Origin of the sequence: Paenibacillus ottowii (assembly GCF_050516475.1) — a bacterium.
Lineage (GTDB): Bacteria > Bacillota > Bacilli > Paenibacillales > Paenibacillaceae > Paenibacillus > Paenibacillus ottowii.
Window position 1 is genome coordinate 5,069,527 of record NZ_CP191577.1, and the last position, 19,436, is coordinate 5,088,962.

Below are 19,436 nucleotides of genomic sequence, written 5' to 3' on the forward strand. Positions count from 1 at the left end.
GGCTTACTTCCTTTTCCTGTTAGAGTGTGTTTCGTCCTGTGTTTTTAGCATGATAGGACGTTTTCTTAGGTATTTAAAAGGAACCCGAACCAAGGTGTCCTGTTGATCTCTTAGTCGAACTGGGGCTAGCGGTGACATGTAAGGAACGCCAAAGCTTTTGATCTGAACCATGTGTACGCCTAAACAAATAAAGGCTAAAATGACTCCATATAGCCCATAAACCCCTGCCATCATCATAATGGGGAAACGAAGGAGCCGGATTCCGATAGTGCCGCTGTACTGTGGGCTCGCAAAGGACGCGATGGCCGTAAGACCAACGATAATGATCAGGATAGGACTTACGACCGCCGCCTCAACAGCTGCTTGTCCAATAACAAGACCACCTACAATCCCAATGACCTGCCCTATCCCTTTAGGTAGACGCAGACTTGCCTCACGTAATACTTCCAATGATGCCTCCATAATTAAAGCTTCCACAAAAACGGGAAAGGGGATCCCCTCCCTTGCCGCAACAATAGATATGACCAGCTCAGGCGGGATTAACCCAGGATGGAAAGAAATGAGTGCAACGTACAACGAAGGCAGGAATGTTGCAATGAACAAAGCCGTTAAACGAAGCATGCGGAAAAATGTCCCTAAGGGAAACCGCTCATAATAATCCTCTGGGGATTGAGCCAGCATCCAGAAGGTCATGGGAGCAATTAAGACAAAAGGGGTGCCATCTAGCATAATGACAACTCTCCCTGCCATTAAAGCCGTTATAGCTTTATCCGAGCGTTCAGAGGCTTGAATCTGTGGGAACGGAGACAATGAACTTTCCTCGATCCATTGCTCAATAACCCCGGTATCAGAAACATCGTCCACATCAATCGTTTCAACTCTTCGTTTAACTTCTTGCACTAGCTCCGGATTTGCGATATCTGATATGTACAGGATTGCTAATGTCCGAGAAGATCTCCTCCCTATAGTTATTTTATCTATTTTAAAACTGAGATCTTTGATGTGTCGTCTGACCATGGCCAGGTTGCTTTCCAAATCCTCAATAAATCCCTGCCTTGGCCCTCTTACCAAAGTTTCGGTGCTGGGTTCATCAACACTTCGCGAAGGGAATTTGCCTGTAGAAGCAAAAAAAACATCATCCGTTCCTTCGATCAGCAGACAAGTATTGCCCGATAACACTTTGCTTACACACGTCTCAAGGTCTGTCCCTTCTTTCATATCGATCGTAAATGCTGTCTGCTGTATTAATTCTTCCTTTATTTTGTCAGGATTCACTTGGGAGTGGCTTTCACGGACTCCAGTTAAAATGAGCGGCTTGACGATTTGTTCGTTAATCAGACTTATATCCGCAATACCAGAGAGATAGATCATAATGACATGAATTCCCGTTTGGCCCACATTCATTTTTTTGAAGACGATATCAGGAAGATGACCCAGAGTCTTTTCAAGATAATCTAATTTTGCCTCGAGTGATCTTGCCACTGACGCTTCCCCCTTCAAAAAGCCTAAAGCATGATATGCATGTAATATGTGTAAAATAGTGATAAATATTCATCAGCCCTTTTTCAGCAAAAGCAAAAACGAACACCTCATGGTGTTCGTCTCTAGTCATACCTAACGCTATATAAACTTAATTCAGAATGAGATCACTTTTTAAACTCGTAAAAATGGTCCTCCAGCATGCTCAAAGAAAGCTCGGCTGTAGTCGCTACTACGATATCGGCTTCTTGCATTTGCGAAGGCGTGCCTACACCGACCGCGAACATCCCGGCGCTCTTGATCGCCTGAATGCCAGCCTGTGCGTCTTCTATGCCGATACAGTCGGCAGGTCGAACACCCAGATTGGCAGCTCCGGCGAGGAAAATTTCCGGGTCAGGCTTTCCATTCCGAATGGCTGTGACATCCACCACACTATCAAAATAGTGTGCCAGCTCCAGCCGATCCAGTATAAACGCTGCGTTTTTGCTCGCAGAGGCCAGCGCGATGCCAATTTTTGCTTCACGAAGCTCCTTCAGAAGTGCCTGAATGCCCGGCAGGACATCTGCGGGAGTTAAAGCCGAGATGAGCCGCTGATACTCGGTGTTCTTTCGTACGGCCAGGTCTTGCTTGCCTTCTTCTGAAAACGTATTGGACAGGTTACCACGTGCCAGAATTTTGTCGAGCGATTCCGCACGGCTGATTCCCTTTAACTGTTCATTAAATTCCCGATCAAAAGGGATGCTGAGCGCTTCCGCCAAGCTGCCCCATGCCTGAAAATGGTATTCAGCGGTGTCTGTAATGACTCCGTCCAAGTCGAAAATGACTGCCTTCATTTGCTTACCTCCCTGGTTGGTTCATTTATGAAGCACTGCTCGCCATTAACGGCTGCCCGCTGGTAATGTGCGTCGGCTGTCCATACAATTCCAGTGTCAGCGGTTCTCCGTCCAGCAGGGTAATGACTACTTCACTCTCCTGTACGAGAATACTTAGCAAGCGGCCGCGATAATTGATTTTAAACGTATATTTGTTCCAGTCCTTCGGCAGAAAAGGGGAAAAGCTGAGTGTTTCATTATAGGTTCTCATCCCGGCAAATCCCTGTACAATCGCCAGCCAACTTCCTGTCATGGAAGTGATATGAAGTCCGTCTTCGGTGTCATTATTATAGTTATCCAGATCCAGACGAGCCGTCCGTTTATACATTTCGACTGCCTTATCCTCCATTTTGAGTTCAGCGGCAAGCACGGCATGAATCGAAGGAGACAGACTGGATTCATGAACGGTCATTGGCTCGTAAAATGCAAAATTGCGCGCTTTTTCCTCCAGCGTGAACTGGTCTCCAAAGAAATAGAGCCCTTGCAGTACATCCGCTTGCTTAATGAAGCAGGAACGCAGGATTTTATCCCATGACCATTTCTGATTAAGTGGCAGATTGCTAGGATGCAAAGCGGATACAGGCTGCAAATCCTTATCCATAAAGGTATCGTGCTGTACGAAGACGCCCCGCTCTTCATCATAAGGATAATACATGTTGTTGATGATATCTTGCCAATGTGCACGCTCATCGGCTGTAACTGCCAGGCGCTGCGATTTCTCAGTCGAGATTTGAGGCAAGACAGACAACGTATATTTTAGAACCCATGCAGCCAGCGTATTGGTATACCAGTTGTTATTAACGTTATTTTCGTATTCATTTGGCCCGGTAACCCCGTGGATCATGTACTGCTGACGGCTCTTGGAGAAATGAACCCGATCGGCCCAGAAGCGGCTAATTTCGACCAGTACATCGATTCCGTAGTCATGCAGATAGGTCAAGTCCCCCGTATAATTGGTGTAATTGTAAATGGCATAGGCAATTGCACCGTTACGATGGATTTCTTCGAAGGTAATTTCCCATTCGTTATGGCATTCCACGCCTGTAAAAGTGACCATAGGATACAGTGCCCCGCGAAGCCCTTGCTGGGCTGCGTTATGCTTGGCACCCTCCAGATGTTGATGACGGTACAGCAGCAGATTTCGCGTTACCTCCGGATCGGCAAGCGCCAGATACATAGGTACGGCATATGCCTCTGTATCCCAATAGGTGGCACCGCCATATTTTTCGCCCGTAAAGCCCTTCGGTCCGATATTCAGACGGGCATCTTCACCGTAGTACGTAGAGAACAGCTGGAAAATGTTAAAACGTATTCCCTGTTGGGCCTCCGTATCCCCCTCAATTTCAACATCTGCCTTGTCCCAGCGTCTGGCCCAAGCGTCGATATGCTCTTGTTTAAGAGAGGTGTAGCCTTTGTTCACAGCTTCCACAGCGATGCGCTCACCTTGCGGAATCAATGCATCCTTTTCCATATCGCGTGAAGTGGTGACGGCCACAATTTTTTGCAGTTGGATGCGATCGCCTGGCGAGACGTTGTATTGATAGTGGCGTGCAGCATATAAAAAGCCCTCTTCCGTCGTCTGCTCATCCTGTCCTTCGGTGACAATACCCATGGTAGCGTTTACGGTAAAGCGCGGAATACCGAAGGGATTATCTATCGTCGTTGCGGACAGGCTGATGAACTGCTCTTGAACCTCACGGGCTTCTTCCAGCCAAAATACCTCGTCATAGTTGGTGTCCTCATTTTTCGTATTGCCATCCAAATAAGGAACAAGCTCGATGCTTAAAGGCTGATCGCTTATATTTTCGACCTGATAATCAATCAGGCATAATTCACGTGTGGTAATGCTCAGAAAACGCTCTGTAGTGATACGAACCTGATCGTTCACAGTACAGGCGCGCCGCAGGATTCCTTGCTTCATGTCCAGCTCCTGCACAAAATCGCTGATGTGTGCCGTAAATAAGTCTACTTCCTCTTGGTTTACAATCAGACGGATGCCAATGAAGTTCATGGCATTGATGACCTTGCCGAAATATTCAGGATAGCCGTTCTTCCACCAGCCTACCTTGGTTTTGTCAGGGAACCAAATACCGGAGATATACGTCCCTTGATGATGATCCCCTGAATAAGCTTCTTCAAAATTGCCGCGCATGCCCATATAGCCATTGCCTATGGACGTTAAGCTTTCCTGTAATCGCATGTGTGTGCTATGTAGAGTGTGTGTTGTCAGCTTCCAACTATCTACGTCAAATAATCGGTTGTAAACCATGATTGCGTACCCCTCTCGGAAAATGAGATCGTTGTTTGAACGGAACCAATATATGAGCGAGTTCAGTATATAGTGCAACCGTTTGCCCTGTCAACGCAAAAAAACTGATTTTATGGATATCCACAAAATCAGTTCTTGTTCATTTCTTAGAGATTCATAGTGTCTGGCTTGATTTGCGCTCTACAATTCGGTGGGGGACAATGATGTGCTTGGTCAATTCTTTCGGGTCTTCAATTTTTTCGATCAGACTTTTGGCAGCCTGATAACCAAGGCTGAAGATATCAATATCCACGGAAGTAAGAGGGGGATTCATCAGCTCAGCCAGCATCAGGTTATTAAAGCTCACCATGGACAGCTGCTCTGGCATGGATACGCCTAACTGAGCAAGCATTTTCTGTACGGCCATGGCTACAAGGTCGTCGCTAACGATCATCGCCGTAGGCGGCGGGGTAGCCTGCAATAGCGTGCGCATATCGTCCAGATTAAAAGGCTCCCTGACCACGTATTCTTCTGGTAGAGGCAAGCCCGCCTCTCGTAGCGCATCTTGGTAGCCTCGAAGTCTTTCAAGATTCACGACGTGTTCCTGGTCACCGCCAACATAAGCAATGCGCTCATGATTCAGCCCCGTCAAATACGTGACCACATCCTTGGCAGCCTGGTAGTTATCGTTATCTACATGGGTGGTTTCACTGACAAACTGCTGAGGCTTGCCGATGACGGTATAGGGGATTTTTTCTTTGTGAAGATACTCCACGATGCTATCCTTTTGCTTGGAGTACAGGACAATGTAGCCGTCAACGCGTCCGGTTCGTGTCATCAGCTTTACGCGGGATAGCAATTCATCACTCGTTTTGCCTGTGACAATCGACAGTGTATAGTTGTGCTCGTTTACCCATTCGCTGATCCCGCGCAGGCTTTCCGGAAAGAAAGGATTCTGAAAGATCGCCACATCCGATTCAGGCATAATAATGCCTATCGACTGTGTGACACGGTTAGCCAGGCTTTGAGCTGAGTAGTTGGGTTCATAGCCAAGCGCCTTCATTTCTTTGCGGACGCGTGCCTTGGTGGCTTCGCTGATTTTGGGGCTGTCTTGAATGACACGGGATACGGTGGAAGTAGCAACTTTAGCACGTTTTGCGACATCTTTGATGGTTACTGCCATCGTCTTCGTCTCCTTTTGCTATCTCAAGCAGAAAATATTATGTTCTATCATACGATATTGCTCGAAAATCAACAAATTCGAGGTTTTTTTCGAGTTTTTCCATCGTAATTAGCCAAGAAGTTGCAAACAGGGTATTGCTAATAGAAAGCGATATCATTATAATAATTGTGCAACCGATTGCATAATATTTATTGAGTATTACCCATGCTATACATACTATAAGGGATGGAGAATGAACGAGCATGAAAAAACTTCTATCATTTGACTTTTGGCAAAAGCTTGGGAAGGCACTTCTTGTGGTTGTTGCTGTCATGCCAGCAGCCGGGATTATGATTTCACTGGGTAAAGTAGTGGCGATGTTGGCTGGCGATATTCATTTCTGGGTGACTGTCGGCGGGGTCATGGAGAATCTGGGTTGGGGTATTATCAACAATTTACACATTCTATTTGCCGTGGCGATTGGTGGCTCTTGGGCTAAGGAACGAGCGGGCGGAGCTTTTGCGGCTTTAATTGCCTTTGTTCTCATCAATATTTCAACAGGAACGATTTTGGGCGTATCGTCGAAGATGCTAACCCAAGAGGGAGCAACTACCCATACCCTCTTCGGTGCAACGATTCCGGTTAGTGGTTATTTCACCTCTATTTTGGGGGCGCCTGCACTCAACATGGGTGTGTTTGTCGGTATCATCTCCGGCTTCGTCGGGGCCGTAGTGTTTAATAAATATTATAATTACCGTAAGCTTCCTGATGCTCTGGCGTTTTTTAACGGTAAGCGTTTTGTTCCGTTTGTTGTGATTTTATGGTCCGTAATCGTTAGTTTGATCATGTCTGCTGTCTGGCCATTTGTCCAAGGAGGGATTAACCAATTTGGCGTCTGGTTGGCGACTTCGGGGGAATCGGCTCCTTTTATAGCGCCATTTGTCTATGGTACACTGGAGAGACTGTTGATTCCTTTTGGTCTTCATCATATGCTGACCGTTCCTATTAACTATACTCAACTTGGTGGCGTTTACACGGTGCTCACGGGTTCTGGAGCAGGAAGCGTTGTTGCTGGGCAAGATCCGCTGTGGCTGGCTTGGGCTAGTGATCTCAGTGCGCTTCGTGGTACGGATCCGGCAGCCTACAACAACTTGCTGGGAGGCGTGACGCCTGCCCGTTTCAAGGTAGGACAAATGATCGGCGGAGCGGGCATCCTTATGGGGCTGGCAGTAGCTATGTATCGTCGTGTAGACAAAGATAAACGCAGCAAGTACAAGTCGATGATTTTCTCTGCAGCAGCAGCCGTCTTTTTAACAGGGGTGACGGAGCCGCTGGAATTCATGTTTATGTTCGTGGCGCCTGTATTGTATGTGGTTTATGCTATTCTTACCGGTATTGCTTTCGGAATGGCTGATATTATACATTTGCGTTTACATTCGTTTGGTATGATTGAACTGCTGACTCGATTACCATTGTCTATAAATGCGGGGTTGGTGCAGGATATCATTAACTTTGTGCTGACCTGTGTAGTGTTTGCGGTAGCAACCTACTTTATCGCTTATTTTATGATCGGCAAATTCAAAATGGCTACGCCGGGAAGACTGGGGAATTATACAGATGAGGAGCCTCAAGCGACTTCCGAGGCAGAGAGTACAAAAGCAGATGGTTTGGCAGCGGTTTCAACTCAAAATCAACTGGCTACGGATATCATCAAGACACTTGGGGGTGAGCAGAACATTGTCGAGGTGGATGCTTGCATGACCCGTCTGCGTGTGACGGTGAAGGATACAGAAGCCGTTGGAGATGAAAAGACGTGGAAAGCGTTAGGCGCCTTGGGCTTAATTAAAGTAGATAATGGGGTACAGGCGGTTTACGGACCAAAGGCCGATGTGCTTAAATCAGATATACAAGACATACTCAATAGGTGATTAGCTTGAAATTGTTAACCTTAAATGCACATGCTTGGATGGAAGAAAACCAACACGATAAGCTGAAGCAATTGGCTGCTTTTATTGATGAACAGCAGTTTGATGTCATTGCTTTGCAGGAAGTCAATCAGTCCATAGAAGAGACTCCGTTGACAACGGAAGATTTGGCCGCTTACTATAGCGCAGACCCTGAAGTTGTCATTAAACGCGATAACTATGCTTATGTGCTGAACGGTCTGTTATCCGATGCTTATCACTGGACGTGGGCTCCCGCGCATGTTGGTTTTGCCAAATATGACGAGGGTTTGGCGATTCTGTCCAAAACACCGATTACAGCTACGGTAAACGAATATGTTTCCTCAATACAGGATTATGACAACTACCGCTCGCGTAAAATTGTGGGTATTCAGACTGTGGTGGACGGAGTGCAGTCCTGGTTTGTCAGCGGACATTATAACTGGTGGAATGATGAGGAATCCTTCCGCGGACTATGGGATCGTACAATCGAAGTGCTCGATCCTTTAGCTACGGCTCCTGTGTTTGTGATGGGGGATTTCAACAACGCGGCTGAAGTGCGCGGAGAGGGATATGACTATGTAATGCAATCCGGTTGGTCAGACACCTATTCGAACGCTACTGTACGTGATGCAGGACACACGGTTATCAAAGCTATTGCTGGCTGGGAAAGTAATGCGGAACCGCTCCGTATTGACTATGTTTTCTCCAGTAAGGCAGCACAGGTTCAATCCTCAACGGTTGTACTGAATGGAAAAACAGGACCCGTTGTATCCGATCATTTTGGTGTTGCAGTCGAGTTGGAACTGTGATGAACCAAAAGGAGGCCACTTGTTTATGCAAGTGGCCTTTTTCTTACAATCAAGACCAACACCATATTGTAATAAAAGGGAGTATTAATGCTAAAACGGTCCATGAGCGCGCTTTATGCAGGAAGGCCGCCTCCTGGTGGTGGCCAAGTTCCATAAATGCGGCGCAGCAGTACAATTTCACCCAGATGATATGAATTATGGGAGGCGATATTCCGCAACAGTCCCGCTTTTGTTTCCCCTGGGAAATGAGCCAGTGATTCATCCAGTTGCGCAGTTTCGGCAATTTGCACAGCCCGATCTACACCCTCTAGAAATTCGTTAATGACAGCCTGCCATGCCTCTTCGCTTTGCGGTCCAGTTTCTTGGGGCCAGCTTTCCATGACATCGCCCGGAAGCTGGGGCTTCCGCCCTTCCAGATGCTCCAGCATAAATTGCTGCCAGTAAATCATATGCTTCAGCAGTTGATAAATGCTGTAGGGCATTTCGGCATTTTTCTTCCCTGCCAGCTCGACGTCAATGTCCGGCAAGGCACGAGCGACTCGAATATGTCCACGTTCCCCGACCAGTGATTTAACCAGCGCTTGACCGAATAATTGGTTGGCATCCGACATGTATAATCATCCTTTCTATGGAGAGTTTGTTCTAGCTTAGTCTCATTTGACGATTATACAATTATATTTTATAAAATGTAAATGATTGCATGCTTTAAAATAAGGAACAGAAATCGTTTGAATAAAGTAGTTGATAATTGTTCTCAATTAAATTACAATGATATTGTTTCTCGTGAAACAATAAACAAAGGTTTAATGGATTGTTTAATATATGCGGAAATGTTAAGGGGAGCTTTCTGCATGTATATATTGTTTCCGACGAAACGATAAGGTGGTGGAAGTAAAGATGTTAGATAGGGGTGTGAACATGAATTACGAAGTGATTGTAGTGGGCGGCGGCCCTGTTGGAATGTGGCTCGCTGCGGAGTTGGCATTAGCAAGAGTAAGCGTATGTGTAATTGAACGTTTAGAGGAGCCTAATGACCAGTCGCGTGCGCTTACGCTACATCCACGGACGCTTGAAATGTTTGATATGCGTGGATTGAAGGAGCAGTTTATGAAGCGCGGCAGACCTATACGTACGGGTCACTTTTCCATGCTGAATACCCGCTTGGATTTTTCTGTGCTTGATAGTTCTTCTAATTATACGTTGTTTATTCCACAGGTGATTACAGAGCAGGTGATCGAGGAGCATGCGCTCAAGTTGGGAGTTGTCGTCCATCGTGGCATGGAAGTGGTATCTGTGCGGGAGCAGGAGCAGGGCGTAGAGGTAGTGAGTGTATGCACATCTGGACCACAAGCCAATGTATCGGTGATGACGGCTGCTTATGTCGTAGGAGCGGATGGGGCTGGGAGTATCGTGCGGAAACAAGCCGGGATTGCTTTTCCGGGCACGGATACGACTCTGACCGCCATATTGGCGGATGTAGAGCTAGCCAATCCGCCTGAAAGTGGCGTGCATTCCGAATATAGTGAACGAGGTGGGGTGATGATTGCCCCTGTGTATCCAGATATTTATCGTGTTATTTTGACTACACCACGAATGATGGAGATTCCGAAGGACGTACCTGTGACGCTGGAAGAAGTGCAGACAGGACTGTATGATCTGCTCGGTACAGATCTTGGCGTATCCAATCCTCGCTGGTTATCGCGATTCGGGAATGCAACGCGGCAGGCGCAGACCTATCGTAAAGGGAGAATCCTGCTAGCAGGTGATGCGGCGCATATTCACTTCCCGGCAGGTGGACAGGGAATGAATGTTGGCTTGCAAGAGGCGGCAAATCTGGGATGGAAGTTGGCCGGAGTGATTCGTGGCTGGGCTCCAGACACACTGCTGAATAGCTATCATGACGAACGTTATCCGGTTAATACGCAGTTTTTGCGGAATACCGAGGTTCAGACCCGCTTATTGGATTTTACGCCTGCTGTATTGGCACACCGCCAATTACATGAGGAATGGTTTCGCCATCCAGAAATTAATCGCTCTATGGCAGAGCAAATTAGTGCACTAGATGTATGTTATCCAGCGGCTGGCAATGTACCGCAGCATCCACTGAACGGCAAACGGTTTGCTGATTTTGAATTGCGGTTGCCTGACGGAATGACATCGTATGCTTACGATCTTTTACATGAAGGACGGTTTGTACTGCTCCATCTTGCACAGGATACTAAGATATCGAATGAGTTGCACCATATCTCACTTTCACATATTTCTTACGTCGAAGCCGTATCCGATGAATTGCCTGTTGGATGGAGGGATGTGCATACGGTTCTCATCCGTCCGGATGGGTATATCGCTTGGGCCATTTCGGTGAAACAAACGGATATATCAAGTGTAATTAAGGATGGCATTGTCACATTGATATAAAGGGGAAAGGGTTTAATTATGACATGACCATATTGTTTCCTGTGAAACAAATGTGGGCTATAATGAAAGGAGGAGTATGCCAAAGGAGTGACTACTTGTTCGTATGGAGAAGGCGACAACGGTTCAGCATGTCTATGATTTGCTTATTAAGATGAATCACCAGTGGGAGCAGCATCAGCAGAGAGAGAGTATGACCTTTCTCGAAGAGATTCAGGAGCAATTTAATGGAATGACTTCGCTCAATATGACGGATGTGCACGTTATGGATTGTATCGGGAAGCATGAGCCGATCAATGTTACAACCTTAGCGGAACGTATGGAGCTGAGCAAAGGCACTGTTTCAAAAGTGAGCACCAAGCTGCTCAAGGAAGGCTGGATTCGCAGAACCCAGCTGAACGACAACAAGAAAGAAATTTATTTTCGGCTAACCCCGTTGGGAAAAAAGCTCTTTCTTGTACATGAGCGGCTGCATGCTGAGGTACAGCATCGGTTACTTCAATTTTTAAATCGCTACAGCCCGGAGGAGCTAAATGTCCTGAAACGTCTGTTGTCCGACGGTGTAGGTTTCTTGGAAGCTATGGAGTAGCAGAACAAGAGTCTCGAATCAAGGGACATTTAAATCATCAAAATGTGCACCTGTTAATCTCCGTGTGATGATAGCCACATGTGGAGATGCAGGTGCGTGCTTTTTCTTTTAATGCAATAGTCGTTTGGCTTCCATATAGAGTACTTGCACAAACTTTTTCGTATTAATGCGGGCTTGGGACAGGGAAGGTTCCACATTGTTTTGCAGTTCCAGCATTTTTTTACGGATTTCTGTAAAATCAAAAAACTTGGATGCATAATTTTCGAACTTAGGATGGGTATAATCGGTCAACCCGAGCGATACAATATGGCTTAATGTCTGGAAAATGGCGCGGCGGACACGTTGCTCCGATGCCTTGATTTCCTTGCTCAGCTCTATTGCTGAGGCTGACTCTCCTAACCGTTTGGACGCAATATTAGCAAAAATATCTTTTAGCGAGGGGAATAGGTAGGGGGAAAGGTTACCTGTTTCCTCCTCATATTGGTCCAGGTACTCCAGCATGTCCAGTAAATCTACACTTCCGGCTTCGCCGATCATTCCCATTTCGGAGAGCAGAAACTGCCCCGAACTGACAATGTTTCGGGTCGGTTCCATTGTCGCTGATGGACCGTTCGATGTGAACATCGACAGTCCTTGCAGTGTGCGCTGGATATCTGTAATGGACTGCTGCATGCGCAGGCGTTCGGTCACCTTTTGAATAACCGCAATAATTTCCAGTCGATTCAAGGGCTTGGCAATGTAATATTCAATACCGAGCGAGTATGCCTCACCGATCATGTTTTTGGATTCAATTCGCGAAATCATAATAATTTTCCCGCTAAATTGATCACCAAGTGCACGTACGGTCTGAATGCCGTCGCGAAGCGGCATTAGCAGGTCAATCAGCAATACATCAATCCGGTTCAGCTCCAGCAGGCCGCTATTCACGTAGGAACCATCCTCCGCTTCCCCAACGACCTCTCCTAAACCCTCGTCTTCAATAATGTCTGCCAGCATAGAACGAATCCCTTGATCGTCATCTACAATATAAAAACGCATCCGGGCTATCTTCCTTTCTCCGTCAGTTTCCGTAAAGGCAATATAACTCTAAAAGTAGTCTGTAATCTATCTGTATGCTCATCTTCATTTTGTAGCAGTTCAAGCGTTCCATCAAGGCTCTCCGCGACTTCACGCACATAGAACAAACCCATGCCAGTCGAAGGCTGTCCTCCCTCATCATACTTGGTCGTGTATCCCGGTGTGAAGATCATTTCCCGCTTGCGCTGAGGAATACCTGGACCGTTATCGGTGACACTAAGCGATATTATATCCTCTTGTCCTGGTAGAAATTGAATGGAAACGTCAATCCTTCCGCTGTCTTTCATCGCCTCCACTGAATTGGATGTCAGGTTGTTAATCAGAGTGAGAACGGTATAAACATGCAGTTTGGGTAACACAGGATCGAAATTCAGCGTGAAACGGATGGATTTGCCCAGCGATTGGGCGTATTTGCTGTTCGTTCGGACGATCAGCTCGCCAAGTTCCTGTGAAGTCATATAATGCACGTCGCTTTCGGAATCAATGAGCTTGGACAAACCGGCAAAAATCCGCTGGCTGTCTTTTTTAATCTCATGAACCTGTCCGGAAATACGAAGTGCCTGTCTGGCGTAATGTTCTCTATCTTTCAGAGATTCATCCTGCTGCAACTCACGGTACAGCTCATAGCTTTCACGGGTAATTTGCTCTGCGTGCGACAGGGTTTTGCCTAACTGGACTGACTCCTCGTACAGGTCCGACACCAGAAGTAATATTCGCTCTGTCTGCTGTCTTTGCGCCTCTTCGTGCTGAACCGATTGATTTAATCGAATCATATTATAGAACCCAAGCACGAAGAAGCTGCGGATCATGGCCATAAAAGCCACTTGGCTGATCTTAACGATGTCCCAGAAATCTCCGTCAATGCTTCGCCGGACGCTAAGTTCCGCCACACTTGCAGCAACCTCAATCCCCACCGAGAGGATGCCCACGCGCAGTGCGCGGTAAGGCTCAGCATTAATATTAAGAGCCTGAAAGAGCAGGCCGTAAACCATGTAATAAAAAAAGGTAGGTCCATGCAAGGTCACCAACTCTTCAAAGGAAAACCCGGGATGGAGGTAATAATTGAGTGAAATGCGAAAGGCGACTACTGCGATCCCGGCAAGTACTCCTGATAGTGCAGGCGGAATATGGCGTATGGATAACAGAAAGAAAAAAAATACGGGCGTACCAAAGCTGAGACGGAATGTATTATTGAACGGGTGAATATTCAACTCACCTGCCAGTGGTACAAAGATAAGCATCAGCAGGAAGAGAAGGGTATTCAGTTTCATCCATATTCACCTCCGGGTATTTGTTTCAGAAAGGCAATGTAAGATAAATTCACAGGCTCAGCATTAATGTTTGTGAATTTATAGAAAAAAACAAATACATGTGTAGATAACTGTCGGTTTTTATAGTTCGGATTGTAGTATAAATAACATCATTTGAATATTAAGAGCTGCATACTGCAAAATATACAAACCAGCCGGAGGGGGGACATGAAGTGAAAAAGATTAATTTAACAATGCAAATCTTTATTGGTCTGGCTTTAGGTATTATTGTTGGTGCCTTATTTTACGGCAATTCAGGGGTGGAAGTCTACTTAAAGCCGATCGGTGATATTTTCATCCGCTTGATCAAGATGATAGTCGTACCTATTGTGATCTCAACGCTCATTATCGGTGTAGCCGGCGTCGGAGATATGAAAAAGTTAGGGAAGCTCGGCGGGAAGTCGATTTTGTACTTTGAAATTGTAACGACTATTGCAATCCTGTTTGGACTGCTTGTTGCCAATCTGGTTCGACCCGGTGATGGCGTGGACATGTCCCACCTGGCTAAGAGCGATATCCATTCCTATGTGGAGACTGCGGAAAAGTCAGGCCATAGCTTTATAGATACGATTGTGCACATTGTACCGACCAATGTTGTTCAAGCCCTGGGCGAAGGAGATATGCTGGCTATTATATTCTTCTCCGTATTGTTTGGGCTAGGAGTAGCGGCAATTGGCAACAAGGGCAAGCCTGTGCTTAATTTCTTTGAAGGTGTAGCTGATGCCATGTTCTGGGTAACCAATCAGGTTATGCGCCTGGCTCCGTTCGGTGTATTTGCACTGATTGGAACGACAGTGGCCAAGTTTGGATTGGCCTCATTATGGCCGTTGTTGAAGCTTGTACTGTCAGTGTACGGCTCCATGTTACTGTTCATTGTGATTGTTTTTGGAATTATCGCCAAGCTTTGCGGCACCCATCTCTGGACTATGGTCAAAATTTTGAAAAGTGAGCTGTTGCTTGCATATTCGACGGCCAGTTCGGAAAGTGTCCTGCCTAAGATCATGGAGAAGATGGAGAAATTCGGATGTCCAAAAGGAATTACATCCTTTGTCATTCCGATCGGATATTCTTTCAATCTGGACGGCTCTACACTCTATCAGGCACTAGCTGCCATTTTTATTGCCCAAATGTATGGCATTAATTTGCCGATCACCACCCAAATCACGCTCGTACTCGTGCTGATTATTTCCTCCAAAGGGATTGCAGGTGTGCCAGGGGCTTCCTTTGTCGTGTTGCTTGCTACGTTGGGCGCTGTGAATCTTCCGCTGGAAGGTTTGGCCTTTATCGCTGGTATTGATCGTATTCTGGATATGGCGCGTACGGTAGTCAATGTTTTAGGAAACTCACTTGCGGCTGTCGTCATGTCCAAATGGGAAGGACAATATGATAAAGAAAAAGGCGAGGAATACGTTGCCTCACTTAAATAAAGTTCATTGAACTGATTATCAGATTAAAAGAACACCTTTGCGAAGTCATGCAGAGGTGTTCTTTTTGTTTCCAGACTTGTAAATCACATTCCTTTTTCGACATTTTTCGATGTTTTTTGTATGAAAATATAGGTATATGGGCATGAAAAATAAGTCTTAATACCTATACGATTATAGATTTATTTATAATTATTCTTAATAAAATTCCGATATTAAATTATACCGTTTTATATATTGGCTTAGAAGGGAAGATCATATATGTTTCTCAAGAAAAATGAGTCTCAATCACTTGCTCCTTTAGTAGAAGAAAGCCGCAAACTCTCAAAAAGAATACAGCAAAAGGATTATGCTGCTGCAATACAGGTTTCCTCAACATCTCCTGAGATTCAGGAAATCGCAAACAATGTCAACCAGGCGATCGAGTCCATGAAAAATGATGCTGAGCATGTCGACATCCGCCTGAAACTTGTGACCAAGGCTATAGAGATTGGTTTATGGGACATGGAGGTCGTTGCAGGTGATCCCGTCAATCCCAATAATACATTCACATGGTCAGAAGAATTTCGTGCTATGCTGGGCTACCAGAACGAAAAGGACTTCCCTAATGTGTTGGACAGCTGGTCATCTCGACTGCACCCCGAAGATTATGACAGGTCTTTGACAGAATTGTCGGATCATTTGCTGGATTTTACGGGAAAGACACCATATGACGTACAGTATCGTTTGAAGCTGAAGCATGGAGAATACCGCTGGTTCCGGGCTACCGGAACAACGATCCGCAACGAGCAGGGAGTGCCGCTCCGGATTGCAGGCGCTCTGCTGGATGTGCATGATCAGAAGATTAAGTCCGAGGAGCTTCAGGCTCTAGCTACAAGATTTGATCTCATCAATCGTGTTTTGGTGGAGGCACCCTATGACGTCATTCTGGTGGATGGAGACATTGAACACCCGGATAATGTATTTTGGTGGTCCCAGCAATTCCGCAATACCTTGGGCTTTACAGACGAGAAGGACTTTCCGAGTGTATTAAGCAGCTGGAGTTCACGTATACATCCTGACGATGCCGAACATGCAGTTAAGGCTGTAGTCGATCATTTAAATGACTATTCAGATCGTACGCCGTATGATATGGTATGCCGCTTACAAAGTAAAAATGGAGAATACCGCTGGTATCAAAACAGTGGAAGAAGCATACGCGATAGTAAGGGAGTACCTATTCGTATTGCCGGGACAATCCGTGATATCACTGTAGAAAAGGAAAAGCAGGCTGTTGCGGATGAGCTTACGCTCAAAATTCAGCATCTTTCTGATTCCATTACAGAAATGGTGAACGGCGTTAACTCGGTTAGTAACCAGGCACAGGAGCTGGCTACGGCTCAAGAGCAATCGACTGAGGCAGCCAATCAAGCCAAAGTCAGCGCAGAAGAGACGCAAAACATTTCGAACTTCATTAAAGAGATTGCGAATCAAACGAATCTGCTGGGTCTGAATGCTGCCATTGAGGCATCGCGTGCAGGCGAGCAGGGGCGTGGCTTTGCAGTCGTTGCAGATGAAGTGAGAAAGCTTGCTATCCACAGTGCTGATGCGACCGGGAATATCGAGACTAGTCTGGATGAAATGAAAACACTTATCGAGCGCATTCTGCACAACATTGGGAATATGTCCACGCTGACACAAACACAGGCTGCACTAACGCAGCAAGTGAATGCTTCTACGGACGAGATCAACAGTATGTCCAAAGCTTTGCTGGATTTTGCGAGAACGATGTAAGACCTCGTGCTAATAACTAGGCCGAGCCATAGGCTCGGTCTCTTTACTGTTTTTGGCAGATGAACTATACTTTTTGAGAATTAATCTGAAAATGACCTCATAGTAACTTTACGTAGAAAAGAGGGAATGATTTGAGCCTACTTAGTTCAATATTGGTGGGAATTGTAGCTGTGGAGCACATGTACATTTTAATATTAGAAATGTTTTTATGGACGACCCCGCGAGCGATGCGTACGTTCGGTACCTCCAAGGAACTGGCAGGAGTGACCCAATCTCTGGCAGCCAATCAGGGGCTGTATAACGGATTTCTGGCTGCTGGATTGGTGTGGGGCTTGTTCTATCCCGATCCTGTGATCGGACGGCAAATTCAATTATTCTTTGTCATTTGCGTGGTAGTGGCTGCGGTGTATGGTGCTTTAACTGCCAATAAGTCTATTTTATTAAAGCAAGGCCTGCCTGCCATTCTGGCATTAATCAGTTTGCTGATCTTCTAAAGGACACTCTTAACGAGTGTCTTTTTTGCTAATTCGATCACATAATGTCTGCAATGCTAATGACAAGGGGAATAAACAGTTTTTAAACGATTGTAAATCCGACTATTCCGATTTATAATGTTTTTCAATACATACTTAAAGAATTTGGAGGCTAGAGCGATGCGTCGTAATTTGACAGGTATATTCGTATTCATCGTATTCATGTTGGTAGTAAGTGCATGCTCCGGCGGAAATTCGGGATCTTCGTCTGCGACGAATGGTGGTGCGTCCGGCACAGATGCTACGACAGCGGGTAACGGACAGCCCAAAGATGGTGGTAGCCTCATTATCGGCGTGCAAGCCGATCCTGTGGTGCTGAATCCAAACTATGCGGGTGACCGGGTAAGTTTGACGATAGATCAGGCGATATTCGCACCTTTGTTTCAGGTCAACAACGGCAAGAAGACATTTTATTTGGCAGATAGCCTGACTCCTTCGGCAGACAAGCTGACTTATACACTTAAACTGAAAAAGGATCTGACTTGGCATGATGGCGAGAAGCTGACAGCTGACGATGTCGTTTTCACCATAAACAAAATTTTGGATGAGAAGCAGCACAGCTTCTTGAGAAGTAATTTTATGGTCAACGGCAAGCCGGTACAGGTGAGCAAGGTTGATGATACGACGGTGGACTTCAAGCTACCTCAGCCAGCCCCGGCTTTTGAGGCGGCACTGGTACAGGTATCCCCGATTCCAAAGCACATTTTTGAGAACGAAGCGGATATTGAGAAAAGTACAAAAAACAACACTCCGGTTGGATCAGGTCCTTTCAAATTTAAGGAGTACAAAACCGGCGAGTACGTTACACTTGAACGGTTCGATAACTATTTTGGCGGCAAGCCGCATCTGGATTCTGTAACATATCGAATTGTTAAAGATTCGAATGCTGCCAATTTGGCCCTGCAAAATGGTGAAATCAATGTAAACTATCTCGACCCGCAAAATGTGGACACCATCAAAGCGACGGATAAGTTTGACATTTTTCCGTACAGCGAAGGTCGTTTGGCTTACCTGATGTTTAATGAGAACAGTGATACAAAGCAATTGAACAAAAAAGAAGTACGTCAGGCGCTCTCTTATGCACTGAATCAGGATGAATTGATCCAGGTATCGTATGGCTCCAAGGATTATGCAGATACTGCAAAATCTGCTTTGACACAGGATGTGCTGTATCACACGAATGATGTTGCATTCTTCAATAATGATGTGAACAAGGCGAAGGAGCTGCTGAAATCAGCTGGCGCTGAAGGGCTGAAGCTGCGCATTATCATTCCGGGCGGCAACAAGGTACAGGAAGCACAAGCGTTGTATATCCAGCAGAAGTTCAAGGATATTGGCGTTCAGCTGGATGTGAACAGCATGGATTCCTCGGCGTGGTCGCAAAAATTTATCGATACGAATGCCAAGGACTTCGACCTGGCGATCAGCGGCTATATCATGGGGTATGACCCTGACGCGTATCGTATTTTGTATAGCACTGGATCATCCTCTAACTATTCGCATTATTCAAACAAAGAAGTGGATAAGTTGCTAGAAGAGGGTGCGGGTGAGTCGGATACGACAAAGCGTGGAGAAATTTATAAAAAAGTACAAGAAATTTTGGCTGATGATGCAGTCATCTACCCGATTGCATACACTAAAACGATTGTGGCCTTCGACAAACAGTATGGCGGTATAGATCAGGCTGTGTTGAAGCCAGTCGTGATTTTCGAGGATTTGTCCAAAATTTATCACAAATAAGACAGGGTTTTCAAAAAATAAGCTGGGGTAACCAGCTTATTTTTTTCGAAAACAAAGGG

Annotated in this window: 15 protein-coding genes; 8 read left to right on the plus strand and 7 right to left on the minus strand. The window is 45.9% G+C overall.

Translation table 11 applies throughout. The features are described from left to right. Positions 1-3 precede the first annotated feature (3 nt). From ACQQ6X_RS23570 to ACQQ6X_RS23585, 4 genes are all read right to left on the minus strand, one after another. Entirely contained in the window at positions 4-1,482 is a 1,479-nt protein-coding gene (locus tag ACQQ6X_RS23570; RefSeq protein ID WP_305167289.1) for a spore germination protein, read from the minus strand. 164 nt (positions 1,483-1,646) lie between these two features. Beyond that, positions 1,647-2,312: a beta-phosphoglucomutase gene (gene pgmB / locus ACQQ6X_RS23575; protein WP_305167290.1), complete on the minus strand. Its 666-nt coding sequence runs from the start codon at positions 2,310-2,312 to the stop codon at positions 1,647-1,649. 25 nt (positions 2,313-2,337) lie between these two features. Continuing rightward, a complete protein-coding gene (locus ACQQ6X_RS23580) occupies positions 2,338-4,620 on the minus strand; it encodes a glycoside hydrolase family 65 protein (RefSeq protein ID WP_305167291.1) in 2,283 nt (760 codons plus the stop codon). Between the two features lie 154 nt (positions 4,621-4,774). Next, positions 4,775-5,782: a LacI family DNA-binding transcriptional regulator gene (locus ACQQ6X_RS23585; RefSeq protein WP_305167292.1), complete on the minus strand. Its 1,008-nt coding sequence runs from the start codon at positions 5,780-5,782 to the stop codon at positions 4,775-4,777. A gap of 242 nt (positions 5,783-6,024) precedes the next feature. On the opposite strand from ACQQ6X_RS23585, the gene ACQQ6X_RS23590 reads away from it, so the two are divergent. Continuing rightward, entirely contained in the window at positions 6,025-7,689 is a 1,665-nt protein-coding gene (locus tag ACQQ6X_RS23590) for a PTS transporter subunit IIBC (RefSeq protein WP_305167293.1), read from the plus strand. Between the two features lie 5 nt (positions 7,690-7,694). Beyond that, on the plus strand, positions 7,695-8,516 hold the full coding sequence (locus ACQQ6X_RS23595; protein ID WP_305167294.1) for an endonuclease/exonuclease/phosphatase family protein: 822 nt from the start codon (positions 7,695-7,697) through the stop codon (positions 8,514-8,516). 113 nt (positions 8,517-8,629) lie between these two features. Here ACQQ6X_RS23595 and ACQQ6X_RS23600 read toward each other — a convergent pair whose 3' ends face one another. Next, positions 8,630-9,127: a DinB family protein gene (locus tag ACQQ6X_RS23600; protein WP_305167295.1), complete on the minus strand. Its 498-nt coding sequence runs from the start codon at positions 9,125-9,127 to the stop codon at positions 8,630-8,632. A 307-nt stretch (positions 9,128-9,434) separates the two neighbouring features. On the opposite strand from ACQQ6X_RS23600, the gene ACQQ6X_RS23605 reads away from it, so the two are divergent. Beyond that, positions 9,435-10,934: a monooxygenase gene (locus tag ACQQ6X_RS23605; protein ID WP_305167296.1), complete on the plus strand. Its 1,500-nt coding sequence runs from the start codon at positions 9,435-9,437 to the stop codon at positions 10,932-10,934. A 103-nt stretch (positions 10,935-11,037) separates the two neighbouring features. Continuing rightward, positions 11,038-11,520, plus strand: coding sequence for a MarR family transcriptional regulator (locus tag ACQQ6X_RS23610; protein WP_305167297.1), 483 nt, complete (start codon positions 11,038-11,040; stop codon positions 11,518-11,520). A 108-nt stretch (positions 11,521-11,628) separates the two neighbouring features. Here ACQQ6X_RS23610 and ACQQ6X_RS23615 read toward each other — a convergent pair whose 3' ends face one another. Both ACQQ6X_RS23615 and ACQQ6X_RS23620 read right to left on the minus strand, forming a co-directional pair. Then, positions 11,629-12,558: a response regulator gene (locus tag ACQQ6X_RS23615; RefSeq protein WP_063206799.1), complete on the minus strand. Its 930-nt coding sequence runs from the start codon at positions 12,556-12,558 to the stop codon at positions 11,629-11,631. Positions 12,559-12,563: 5 nt separating this feature from the next. Next, a complete protein-coding gene (locus ACQQ6X_RS23620) occupies positions 12,564-13,868 on the minus strand; it encodes a sensor histidine kinase (protein WP_305167298.1) in 1,305 nt (434 codons plus the stop codon). Positions 13,869-14,080: 212 nt separating this feature from the next. Here ACQQ6X_RS23620 and ACQQ6X_RS23625 point away from each other — a divergent pair, with 212 nt between their 5' ends. The 4 genes from ACQQ6X_RS23625 (at position 14,081) to ACQQ6X_RS23640 (ending at position 19,377) form a co-directional block, all read left to right on the plus strand. Beyond that, the gene (locus ACQQ6X_RS23625) at positions 14,081-15,334 is read left to right on the plus strand and encodes a cation:dicarboxylate symporter family transporter (RefSeq protein ID WP_305167299.1); all 1,254 of its coding nucleotides are present in this window, start codon (positions 14,081-14,083) and stop codon (positions 15,332-15,334) included. Positions 15,335-15,592: 258 nt separating this feature from the next. After that, on the plus strand, positions 15,593-17,104 hold the full coding sequence (locus ACQQ6X_RS23630) for a methyl-accepting chemotaxis protein (RefSeq protein ID WP_305167300.1): 1,512 nt from the start codon (positions 15,593-15,595) through the stop codon (positions 17,102-17,104). Between the two features lie 131 nt (positions 17,105-17,235). Then, the gene (locus tag ACQQ6X_RS23635) at positions 17,236-17,598 is read left to right on the plus strand and encodes a DUF1304 domain-containing protein (RefSeq protein WP_305167301.1); all 363 of its coding nucleotides are present in this window, start codon (positions 17,236-17,238) and stop codon (positions 17,596-17,598) included. Between the two features lie 159 nt (positions 17,599-17,757). Further along, positions 17,758-19,377, plus strand: a complete 1,620-nt coding sequence (locus ACQQ6X_RS23640; RefSeq protein ID WP_305167302.1) for an ABC transporter substrate-binding protein — start codon at positions 17,758-17,760, stop codon at positions 19,375-19,377. Positions 19,378-19,436: the final 59 nt, after the last annotated feature.